The 11,408-nt window shown below is 40.9% G+C and carries 8 protein-coding genes and 1 tRNA gene; 5 read left to right on the top strand and 4 right to left on the bottom strand.

Annotated features, from left to right (window positions below):
* From OCV68_RS04105 to OCV68_RS04095, 3 genes are all read left to right on the top strand, one after another.
* Positions 1 to 335, top strand: a 335-nt coding sequence (locus OCV68_RS04105) for a transposase (protein WP_262570943.1), incomplete at its 5' end; no start/stop codon positions are given.
* A gap of 146 nt (positions 336 to 481) precedes the next feature.
* Positions 482 to 2,566 (top strand): GTPase domain-containing protein, encoded by a 2,085-nt coding sequence (locus OCV68_RS04100; protein ID WP_262570941.1) that lies wholly within the window; start codon positions 482 to 484, stop codon positions 2,564 to 2,566.
* Between the two features lie 11 nt (positions 2,567 to 2,577).
* A complete protein-coding gene (locus OCV68_RS04095; protein WP_262570939.1) occupies positions 2,578 to 4,278 on the top strand; it encodes a GTPase in 1,701 nt (566 codons plus the stop codon).
* Positions 4,279 to 4,573: 295 nt separating this feature from the next.
* On the opposite strand, the gene OCV68_RS04090 is transcribed toward OCV68_RS04095, so the two are convergent.
* Both OCV68_RS04090 and OCV68_RS04085 read right to left on the bottom strand, forming a co-directional pair.
* The gene (locus OCV68_RS04090; RefSeq protein ID WP_262570937.1) at positions 4,574 to 5,065 is read right to left on the bottom strand and encodes a hypothetical protein; all 492 of its coding nucleotides are present in this window, start codon (positions 5,063 to 5,065) and stop codon (positions 4,574 to 4,576) included.
* On the bottom strand, positions 5,031 to 5,804 hold the full coding sequence (locus tag OCV68_RS04085; RefSeq protein ID WP_262570936.1) for a helix-turn-helix domain-containing protein: 774 nt from the start codon (positions 5,802 to 5,804) through the stop codon (positions 5,031 to 5,033). Before OCV68_RS04085 ends, OCV68_RS04090 begins: the two co-directional genes overlap by 35 nt.
* Before the next feature lie 114 nt (positions 5,805 to 5,918).
* Here OCV68_RS04085 and OCV68_RS04080 point away from each other — a divergent pair, with 114 nt between their 5' ends.
* The gene (locus OCV68_RS04080; RefSeq protein ID WP_262570934.1) at positions 5,919 to 7,388 is read left to right on the top strand and encodes an alpha-N-arabinofuranosidase; all 1,470 of its coding nucleotides are present in this window, start codon (positions 5,919 to 5,921) and stop codon (positions 7,386 to 7,388) included.
* Between the two features lie 631 nt (positions 7,389 to 8,019).
* On the opposite strand, the gene OCV68_RS04075 is transcribed toward OCV68_RS04080, so the two are convergent.
* Both OCV68_RS04075 and OCV68_RS04070 read right to left on the bottom strand, forming a co-directional pair.
* Complete coding sequence (locus OCV68_RS04075; RefSeq protein ID WP_262570932.1) at positions 8,020 to 8,967, bottom strand: GNAT family N-acetyltransferase; 948 nt, start codon at positions 8,965 to 8,967, stop codon at positions 8,020 to 8,022.
* A gap of 162 nt (positions 8,968 to 9,129) precedes the next feature.
* Positions 9,130 to 9,212: transfer RNA gene (locus tag OCV68_RS04070), tRNA-Leu, on the bottom strand.
* Positions 9,213 to 9,562: 350 nt separating this feature from the next.
* Between OCV68_RS04070 and OCV68_RS04065 the strand changes: the two genes are divergently transcribed.
* Positions 9,563 to 11,398, top strand: a complete 1,836-nt coding sequence (locus OCV68_RS04065) for a phosphoenolpyruvate carboxykinase (GTP) (RefSeq protein ID WP_022474900.1) — start codon at positions 9,563 to 9,565, stop codon at positions 11,396 to 11,398.
* Positions 11,399 to 11,408 lie beyond the last annotated feature (10 nt).

Below are 11,408 nucleotides of genomic sequence, written 5' to 3'. Positions count from 1 at the left end.
AAGAATTATACGGTGACAGTGGATATATCGGTGCAGAAAAGCGAGAAAATGCAGTTGTTAAAAATAAAAATGGTCGAAAAATCAAATACAAGATAAACAGAAAACCATCATCAATGAAAAAGCTTTCCAAAAGCGGACAGTATGCGGCAAAGAAATCAGAGCATAAAAAATCATCGGTCAGAGCAAAGGTCGAACACGTTTTTGCAGTCGTTAAACGGCTGTTCGGGTATCGTAAAACACGATACCGGGGTCTGCGAAAACAGACCGCCAAACTGAATATTATGTTTGCCCTGGCAAACCTTTATCTGGCTGACAGAAAATCTCTGACGGCTTGATAAAGTGCGCCTGCAAGCAGATTTACAGAGGCAATATGCCCGTTACAGAGCTTTATGCGTTTAACTTGATTTGTGAGAATTTATTGGCGGCATTGTACGGTGTTGCCTAAAATATATTGACTTTGAATATGAAAGATGTGTGTCAAATGAAAAAGGATACAGCCTTAGATGCGTCACTTAAGCAATGTAAGAAATATGCAAAGCGAGGAAAATCAATATCAAACTCCTGCATTTCACTAATGCGTCAGACTACAAGCAACATTCTTGAACAACTTAATGAAACTATTTCATTATTTGAAAATAATAACATTCAAGATGATAGTGCTAAAAATCTTTTGCTTGAACAGTTAAATAACACAAAAAACGAGTTGTCTATATTACCTGATAAAATTACCGATGGCATCAATCTAATATCAAACAGAACGATTAATATTACATTGTTTGGAAGGACAATGGCAGGAAAATCAACATTGATGGAGATATTGATTCACGGTAATGGCGATTCTATTGGAAAAGGTGCTCAACGAACTACTCTGGATGTGAGAGAGTATAAATACCGAGGGATGACTGTCACAGATGTTCCCGGAATTGCGGCATTTGGTGGAGAAGATGATACTCAAACTGCTTTTGAAGCAGCTAAAAAAGCCGATATGGTTTTATTTTTGATAACTGATGATGCACCACAGCCGAGTGAGGCTGAGTGCCTAAAAAATATCCTTAGCTTAGGAAAACCTGTTATTTGCCTAATAAATGTTAGAGCCAATATTGATAAAAGAACAAGTATGAAGTTATTTGAGCGTGACCTCAGGAAGAAAACTACCGATGAACGCCTTAATGCTCTGAAAACACAATTCCTTGAATTTGGCAAGCATTTTGGGCAGTCTTGGGATACACTCAAATTTGAATTTGTACACCTGAAATCTGCTTTTCTGTCACAGAAGGAAGAGTGGAGCGAGTATAGTGAAAAACTATATGAATTAAGCCGCTTTGAAAAAGTTGAAGCTATGATTGCTCAAGAAGTCATTAAAAATGGCTGCTACTACAAGTTAAAATCTTATATTGATGCTGTAGTAGTTCCTCTTACAGAAATAGCAGATACATTGGTAGAGCAAGGCGTTCAGAATATCGAACAAAAAAATACAGTTTCTGATAAAAATAAAAAATTAACCAAATGGCTTGATACTTTTAAAACCAAAGGAAATAATACCATAAAGTCAAAACTCGATCTCTTAAAAGCTGAAATAAAACGTTCCGTCCCATCGTTTTCCGAAACACACTACAACGATAAAAAAGCCGGTGAAGAATGGAACAAGGAAATCAATAAGTTTCATATAGAAGAACGATGCGGCGAAATATTGGACAGCCTTGCCAAAGAATGTGAAGAGAAGCTCAACGACATATACAGAGAAATAACAGCCGAACTTAAATTTGCCGACAGAGATTTTTCCGAAAGTAAAATATCAATGCCTTCAATTGTTGATGGCAAACGTATATGGAGTTGGGGTGTTACTATTATTTCGGGTGGACTTTACATAGCTGCTTTATTTGGTGTTCCTATTGTAGGTTGGGTTGCTTTAGGGGTCAATGTATTTAGCTTATTATTTAAGAGCAAATTATTTAAGAGCAAAGAAAAGAAAATTGCGGAGGCAAGAAAAAAACTTGAAAGTCAAATCAATTCCAGCCTCGACAAGCAGTTTGAGGAAATAAATAAAAAGCTTAAAAAAATATTTTCTGATGAACTTATTAAAAAGCAAGTTGAGCCAACATTCTCGCTTCTTAATAATATCACCGCATCTTTGAGTTCTCTTGCAGATGTTCAGAAACAGTTTTCAAATTCATTGTATGACAAGCAGGAAGAGATCAACAAAACTATGATGGCAGAAGCAATTCACTATATTGGTATTGATGTGTCGGATATGCCTATTCATCGAATTGCGAGAATTGCAGGCACATGTATTGCTTTATCGTTTTATGATAGCGTTAGTGAAGAAAGGATTGATGAACTGTCAACTGTCATAAATGAAACTATATACGTAATAAACGATAAAGATAATATACGACAGCTTATTGCTGATACAGCCGGTATAAGAGCATCAGATGTTCAGATTATAAACGGTGCAGATTCTAAGGCACTTGCAGCAAGAATAGGAAGTAATGCCAATAACAATGCAATTAGTGTCAATAGGATTAAATTGGCACAACAGATTTCAAGATTGTATATTATGAAATAGGAGGATGTTGTATGAGTAATTCAAACACAATCATACTTGGCGAATGGTCTTCAAGAAGCGAAAAGCTTCTTGAACAAGCAAAAAATATTTATACCGAATTGGGTATTCCTGTAAACAAACTTCCTGATAAAGTTTTTTCCGGTGACAAGCCCATAAGCCTTGTATTTGCAGGACAGTATAGTGCAGGAAAATCAACAATTCTGAAAGCACTTACAGGCATCAAGACCATTGAAACAGGTGATGGTATTGTAACACAGGAGGCTCACTCCTATGAATGGAACGGTATGGAGGTTGTAGATACTCCCGGTATAGGAACGCAAGTTCACCCTGAACACGATGCAATATCATTCAAAGCTATTGCGGAAGCAGATTTGCTGGTTTATATTGTTACTCACAATCTATTTGATGATTTAATCGGTGAGGATTTCAGAAAATTGATTATTGCTAACGATAAAGCAAAGGAAACCATTTTAATTGTAAATAAAATGGCTGATGTGGGAAATACCGAAGAAAATCGTATTGTCAAAGCAAATGACTTAAAAAAAGTTACTGATCCCTACTCTCCTGAGGAGTTGCGAACCTGCTTTGTAGATGTAGAATCATATCTTGATAGTGAAAGCGAAGAAGATGAAGAAATAGCCGATGAACTTCGTGAAAGAAGCAATTATTCAGCTCTTATATCAACAATAAATGGTTTCGTAGAAGATAAGGCATTGTCTGTTCGACTTACCACACCGTTATATAGGATCATTGACTCAATACAGGAAGAAATTGTACAGTTTTTGCCATCAACAGGAGATAGTGATATTGATGATTTTGAAGAAACTCAGTTAAGACAAAAAAGCATCTTTACAAAAGCAATGCGATCTATCGAAGAAGGTATAAAAGAAAAGTATAGGTTTGCCGCTTCAGAGATAAGAGAATTGGGGCGCAGTTTAGCTAATGATATAGACACATTCTCAACTCAATCTGAAGCAGATGATGCCGTGAAATCAGCGGAGCAAAAGGTGAATACAATTTCTGAAAAATGCTCTAAGGATGTTGAAACAGTAATTGAGGATAGTCTTTCTGAATATGAAGGAGAAATGGATGAGTTCTATAACGATACATACACCCAAAAAGTTTATGAAAGAATAGAAAAGAAAAACTATCGTGATATGCCTTTTCTAAAAAAAATCGTTGACCAAGAGCTTCTTCAGAGAGGTGGAGCTACTATTGTTAAAAACGCTGGCGGAACAAGTGTTGGATTAAAAGGACTCGGAGGATTAAAAGGTACAAACGTTCATCAATTAGTTCTCGATGTAGGTCATTTCTTTGGTCATTCTTTCAAACCGTGGGAAGCTATCAAAATTACTAAAGGAATAAATATAGCAGGCAAAGTGCTTGGCGTTGTAGGAACCATATTATCCATTGGTATGCAGGCAAAAGAAGATTATGATGCCGAACAGCGTGTGAAAGAACAACGAGATGCAAGAGAACAAATTAGAGCTGCATATAATATGGCTGCCGAAAGCCTTGAAAGTCACTTCGAAACTACTCTTAAAAAGTTCCTAAAAGAGAAAATGCAGCCAAGGCTGAATGAGATAAACGAAAATATCAGTGAAATTCAACAATTGCGTGCCAGCAAGTCGGAAAAATGTAATAATCTTCTGGCGTTGGATACAGAATGCAGAAAACTTATCAGCGACATTCATGCAGAAATTGAGGAATAAACGAATATGCGGAAAGATGTTTTTCGGCTCTTACAAAACTAATGAAATAACAAATATGGTTGTTTCTGCAACCGGTCATAAAGCTCAACAAAACATCGAAACTGGCAGTAAGGATAAACAAGCTCACCCCCACGATACGGAGTATCAGTACATCGTCCGTGCTTATGTTGACGGAAAGTGGACTACGATGACAAAATCTGATATTGTGACGATCAATACAAATGCAGAATAATTCTCCATAAACCAAAGCAAGGCGTACATCATACCGAAATCGGTAGGGTGTACGCCTTGCTTTTTATGTGTTCTGTCCGACCTTAGCTTTAAGCTGCTTAGCCAAATCCTGCAAATCCTGACAAGCATCAAAGCACATCCGATTATATCGGTCAATATCATCGGAGCTGCTTTTTACAGTCAGTCCACGCTTGACAGCCCGTATCTTTTCCCTATGCCCGTCAAAAGCCTTATTGTATTTTTCAAGCAGCTCGGGAGAATCGGAGAGCTTCTTGCGGTAGCTTCTGCACTTGTTGTCAAAATTGAGATATGCTTCCTTTATCGGGCCTTTCATAGCACGCTTTTTGTAATCATCATTAGCTTTGCGTAAACGTTCTTTCTTGCAGGTTGAACGTCCGCAGGTCAGAGAAGCATTTGCACGATTGATTATCATAAGCTGACCGCAGTTTCCGCAGTTGGTAACTATTCGTCCTGCATCGGACATAATATCAACATAGGTATCAAGCAAAGTGATGAATGAATCATTTGCCACCCTTGGAAATTTTCCTGTACTCACTCGGTGTGATCCCTGTTCTTTTTTTGAATATCTTCATAAAGCATATCTCATTTCCGTATCCGCAGAGGTCGGATATTTCCTTAACGGTCATATCGGTGGTCGAAAGATAATATTGTCCTGTCTTGACCTTTGCGGATAAAATATCTTCATAGCAGCTTATCCCGAATTTCCGTTTGTATATTGCCTGAAGATATGACGGACTCAGATTCATTTTTTCAGCAAGCTGATATATATTGCTGTAGCTCCTTGCATTGCTGTAAATATCGGTGCGGAGCATTTCAAGAGCAGAAATGCGGCTTTTATCGCTGTCAGGATTTATGCTGCTTTCGGATATTTTCATGAGTATCATCTGCATAAGCATATTTTCGTACTGTTTCCTGTTGGTCGAACCGGCTACATTTTCACGGCATAATATCGTAAGCAGCTCTTCAATTGCAGGAATATCCGCCGAGGTGATAAGCGTGTCAGTTTTTATCCCATTCATAAGCTCGGTATCGTCCGTATCAAAATGGACAAAGTGATTAACATAACTTCCGCACAGAGTTTTGTAATGCTGCATTGTTCCCTTGCTGTATAAAATGAGGCTGTCGGGAGAAACGGTTATTTCTTTGCCGTTTTGTATCAGAACAGCGGAGGTCTTGAAGATAACAAGAAGATCATCTCCCGAACCATCCGGTCTGCATATTTCAAAATTCCCTTTGTGTCTTACGTTCTGACAGACTGTGTTTATACTTATCATATCATCACCTCAAAGTACGAACGGTTAGTATAATAATATTATAAGTCATTGCAATATCAAAGTCAATGATTTATAATGATAATATAATAATTCAGTATGCGGCGGAGGTATAATATGAAAAAAATATCAATACTAATAAATGCAGACGACAGGCTCGGACATATCTCTCCCGAGATATACGGACATTTTTCCGAGCATCTCGGAAGATGTATCTACAACGGTATATATGTGGGTGAAAATTCACCTATTCCGAATACAGACGGAATAAGGAATGATATCATCGAGGCGTTCAGAAATATAAAAGCTCCCGTTTTCCGCTGGCCCGGCGGCTGCTTTGCGGAAGAATATCACTGGCAGGACGGAATCGGCGAAAAATCTCTGCGCCGAAAGATCGTGAACACGAACTGGGGCGGAGTTACGGAGGATAATTCTTTCGGTACACACGAATTTATGCGCTTCTGTGAGCTTGTTGGCTGCAAGCCTTATATAAACGGCAATGTTGGCAGCGGCAGTGTTCGTGAAATGTCCGAATGGATAGAATATATGACCTCAGATGCGGAATCGCCTCTCACAGAGCAGAGAAAGAAGAACGGCAGAGCCGAGCCGTGGAAACTCGAATACCTCGGTGTCGGTAATGAAAACTGGGGCTGCGGAGGAAATATGCGTCCCGAATATTACGCCGACGTTTATAAAAGGTATCAGACGTTCTGCCGCAATTATTCGGGAAACAGACTTTACAGAATAGCCTGCGGTCCAAGCTCTGCCGACTATAACTGGACAGAAGTCATGATGAAAAATCTTGACAGCAATAATGTTGATGCTATCGACTTGCATTATTATACGATGCCCATATGGCCCGAAATGGAATCAGCCATCGATTTTGACGATGAGCTTTATTATAAAACTATCGCTGCAGCGAACTTTTCCGATGAGCTTATCACAAGACATTCGGAGATAATGAACCGCTATGATCCCGAAAAGAAAATAGGACTTGTAATAGGCGAGTGGGGCTGTTGGCATAAGGTAGAAGAGGGTACGAACCCGGGATTTTTATATCAGCAGAATACAATGCGTGATGCTATCGTTGCTGCAATAGAGCTGAATGTTTTTAACAGACACAGCGACCGTGTTGTAATGGCAAACCTTGCGCAGGCGGTGAATGTTCTCCAGTCGGTCATTCTTACAGAGGGCGATAAGATGATAAAAACGCCTACATATCACGTTTTCGACCTTTTTAAAACACACCAAAACAACGAGGCAGTTTACTGCTATACGCAGAACGAAAATATGTCGGAAGGTAAAAATGCTCCGATGATCTCGGTTTCCGCATCGGTGAACGAAAAGAGTATGACCGTTACCGCCGCAAACTGTTCGCTTACGGAAGAGGCCGCTGTTGAATGCAGCATTTTCGGTTTTAAGGCATCATCGGTTTCGTGCAGGATACTTACAAACGAGGCGCACAGCTATAACGACTTCGACTGTCCCGACAGGGTGAGCATTACCGAGCATACGGCAGTCATCAAGGACAATGTGTTAAAGCTGAATATTCCGCCTTGTGCTGTTGTGGAATGTGTTGTTGACTAAATATTGGGGCATATTCACAGTGCATTTCGTCTTTATAATAAAAATATAAGCATAAGAGCTGCGTTTCATTAAAGAAGCGCAGCTCTTTGTTTTATAAAGCCATAATATGTTGGGCATATCTATCATAACAAATACGCCCTTTTCATAGAAAATCAGACGAATTCGGTCAATAAAATTTTATGTATTTATTATATCTCATTTTGCACGTTTAGTCAATACAAAGCACGGAATTATCTGCGCTGATACAACATTTGCACGCATAAGTGCAATGAGTTTTATGAAACATAAATAATACGGGCAAAAGGGCGATTTTTGGAGGCTCTGCGAAAAAAACTCTGTAAAAACAATAGACCGCAGAAAAATGACTTTGTGCTGAGAGCGGCTGGATTGAGTCCGATTCTTTAACTGTGTAAATGTCGAAAGACGTCATAACCGCTCGGTCATTATATCATAAAAAATGTCGATGTTAAAATGAATGTCGAAGACAACCTTGACATCGACAATTTTTATGATTTCTGGCAATTAAGCGGTTGTGCCGTCGTATTATGTCATAACGTGAGACACATTTCAAAAATCACAATCGATTTTCGCAGAGCCACTGCTCTTGCACAAGGTTTATGGAAAAGACAAGTTAAATTTCCTTGATAAATTTTATTTTGGTCGAGTCTGAGCTGCTGTTTGTAAGCGACTGAGCTTCTGTTATCCTTTCAAATCCGCATTTTTCGTAAAGCCTGACAGCAGGCATATTATCGGGAGTAGTCTGTACACATAATATCTTCTTACCTTTGAAATGTAAAAAGTTTTCCGCAAACTCTACTGCAAAAGTTCCCACTCCGCTGCGCTGAAACTGTGGTATGACCGCAAGCATTGAAATATAGCCCACATCATTATCATCAAGCCCGTTTATCTTCAGCCACGCAACAGGCATAATGCCTCTGCAGATCAGATAATTCTTTTCGTCTGTATCATGGCTCATGATAGAGTTTAGCCATTCGTTATAGGTTATTTTATCGCCGTGAAGCGCTTCGAGGTTTTTATTGTAGATGTCAGCAATGATCCTTACGTCAAAACTGCTGCTGACAGGCACGGCTTTATATATCTGCCCCAACTGCTTTTCAAACATTATATCGCCGTTGTTTATCAAAGAGTTGAATGTCCGGTATGGCTTTTCGGCAAAGCCCAGCTTTTTCTGCAGTTCAAGTGATGGGGTGTTTTCGGGAGCAACATATGTGCGTATGGTTTTGCAGCCCTTGTCTTTTAATGTATCAAATGCTGCACTGAGCATTTGTTCGGCGATATGCCTGCGGCGGTAGCTTTCCGCAACAAAAAGATCACCGTAATACCAAAGCGTGGGGTCGTCAGTGTTTCGGATACAGAACACTCTGCCCACAAAATCTCCCGATGCGTTCCGGGCTGTCACATTGAAACAATCGCTTTCAGACCTGTGCCAATAAAGAATGCTTCTCATTCCTGCAATATCATTTTGTCCCCAAAGCGCCGAGGATATCTTCATGGCAGTCTCTTCAGACAAATATTCGCTTGTGCTTACGGTGATGATTTCGGTATTGTTTGTGTTCATAAAATTCCTCATTTCATAAATAAAAAAAGTGTTTCCGAAAAAACGAAAACACTTGGATTTATTATTCACAAAATGATATCACATGGAAATGCAGTGTGAATGATAGATGTTTTCGATTTTTCTGTTACGAATATTCATATCATTCACCTGCCTTTCAAGATTTGGTGCGGGTGACAGGACTTGAACCTGCACGCTTGCGCAATAGATCCTAAGTCTATCGTGTCTGCCAGTTTCACCACACCCGCATTATGACGGATTGACCGTGTTTATTTGCATAATTACACGTATAACTTGATTATTATATCACAAAAATCGAATGATGTCAATGACTTTTTTGAAAAAATATACAACGGCGGTGTAAAAAAATTACGCTTAGAAAAATATACGCAAAATGTGCTTGACAGCATGGGGTTTATGGAGTATAATATTAACGTGGAATAATTTTTTGACAGGGAAGAGTGTTTAAAAGAATGAAAGATTTTTCTTGATGATGCTTGTGCGGACAGGCTGTATGGATGTCTGCAGGAACCTTGTCGGAAAATTTCATTTGCTTTTTCTCGTTAAAAATATCATTTTTATAAAGGAGATTTGATGTATGTCACTTACAAACAATCCTAACGTACTCAAGTGGGTTGACGAAATGGTCGCTCTCACAAAGCCTGACAAGGTTGTATGGATCGACGGCAGCAAGGAGCAGCTCGATGCTCTTACTGACGAGGTTTGCTCCCTTCCCGAAGGCAACAGAGACAAGATGTACAGACTTAACCAGGAGAAGCTTCCCGGCTGCCTGTACCACAGAACTCTTCCCAACGACGTTGCTCGTGTAGAGGACAGAACATTCATCTGCACACCTACCAAGGAAGAAGCAGGTCCTACCAACAACTGGATGGATCCTAAGGAAATGTATGCTAAGCTCACTCCTCTTTATGACGGCGTTATGAAGGGTAGAACCATGTATGTTATCCCTTACTCCATGGGTCCTATCGGTTCTCCTCTCGCTAAGGTCGGCGTTGAGCTTACTGACTCTATCTACGTTGTTCTTAACATGAACATCATGACAAGAATGGGCAAGCAGGCTTTTGAGAACCTGGGCGATACCTCCAACGATTTCGTAAGAGGTCTCCACTCCAAGGCTGATGTTGATCCCGAGAACAGATACATTGTTCAGTTCCCTCAGGACAACACTATCTGGTCCATCAACTCCGCATACGGCGGAAACGTTCTCCTCGGCAAGAAGTGCTTTGCACTCCGTATCGCTTCCTACCAGGGCAAGAACGAAGGCTGGATGGCTGAGCATATGCTTATCCTCGGCGTTAAGAAGCCCGACGGCAAGGTTGTTTACATTACAGCTGCATTCCCCTCTGCTTGCGGCAAGACCAACCTCGCAATGCTCATTCCTCCTAAGACTTACAAGGATAAGGGCTACGAAGTATTCACCGTTGGTGATGATATCGCTTGGATGAAGCCCGGCGCTGACGGCAGACTTTACGCTATCAACCCCGAGAACGGCTTCTTCGGCGTTGCTCCCGGTACTAATGCTAAGTCCAACTACAACGCACTTGCTTCCACAATGAAGAACACCATCTTCACAAACGTTGCTCTCAACAATGCTGATAACACAGTTTGGTGGGAAGGTCTCGACAAGAATCCTCCCGAGGATGCAACTGAGTGGAAGGGCGCTAAGGTAAACGGCAAGGAATACACTTCTGTTATCGGTGCTGACGGCAAGCCTCAGAAGCTGGCTCACCCCAACTCCAGATTTACAGCTCCTGCTGTTAACTGCCCCTGCGTATCTCCTGAGTTCAACAATCCTAACGGTGTTCCCGTTTCCGCTATCATCTTCGGCGGCAGACGTGCTTCCACCACTCCTCTGGTATATCAGTCCTTCGACTGGACACACGGAACTTACATCGGTTCTGCTGTTTCCTCCGAGACAACAGCTGCTGCTGTAGGTGCTGTCGGCGTTCTCCGTCACGATCCTATGGCAATGAAGCCCTTCATCGGCTACAATGTTGGTGACTACTGGGCACACTGGCTCGAAATGGGCGAGAAGCTCGGCGACAAGGCTCCTAAGATCTTCAATGTTAACTGGTTCAAGCAGGACGAGGAAGGTCACTTCATGTGGCCCGGCTTCGGCGATAACATGAGAGTTCTCGACTGGATCATCAAGCGCTGCGAGGGCACTATCGACGCTGAAGAAACTGCTATCGGTTACCTTCCCAAGAAGGGTGACATCAACCTCGAGGGTATTGAGGACGAGGTTACACCTGAGATCCTCGACAAGCTCCTTTATGTTGATAAGGACCTCTGGAAGAAGGAAATCGCAGAAATGCGCAGATACTACAAGGAAGACATCTCCGACAAGGGCGGCCACATTCCTGCTGCTCTCATCGCTCAGCTCGATAAGCTGGAAGAGAGACTTAACAAGTAATCTGAAAACT

Source organism: Huintestinicola butyrica (assembly GCF_025567215.1).
Classification (GTDB): Bacteria; Bacillota; Clostridia; order Oscillospirales; family Ruminococcaceae; genus Huintestinicola; species Huintestinicola butyrica.
Note: the sequence above shows the minus strand (reverse complement) of the source record. Positions and strands in the feature narration are given on the sequence as shown.

What these genes read in the sequence shown, in the direction of transcription:
- OCV68_RS04100 (WP_262570941.1), top strand. Translation starts at nt 482, where the DNA reads ATGAAAAAGGATACAGCCTTAGATGCGTCACTTAAGCAATGTAAGAAA.
- OCV68_RS04065 (WP_022474900.1), top strand. Translation starts at nt 9,563, where the DNA reads ATGTCACTTACAAACAATCCTAACGTACTCAAGTGGGTTGACGAAATG.
- OCV68_RS04075 (WP_262570932.1), bottom strand. Translation starts at nt 8,967, where the DNA reads ATGAACACAAACAATACCGAAATCATCACCGTAAGCACAAGCGAATAT.
- OCV68_RS04080 (WP_262570934.1), top strand. Translation starts at nt 5,919, where the DNA reads ATGAAAAAAATATCAATACTAATAAATGCAGACGACAGGCTCGGACAT.
- OCV68_RS04085 (WP_262570936.1), bottom strand. Translation starts at nt 5,804, where the DNA reads ATGATAAGTATAAACACAGTCTGTCAGAACGTAAGACACAAAGGGAAT.
- OCV68_RS04095 (WP_262570939.1), top strand. Translation starts at nt 2,578, where the DNA reads ATGAGTAATTCAAACACAATCATACTTGGCGAATGGTCTTCAAGAAGC.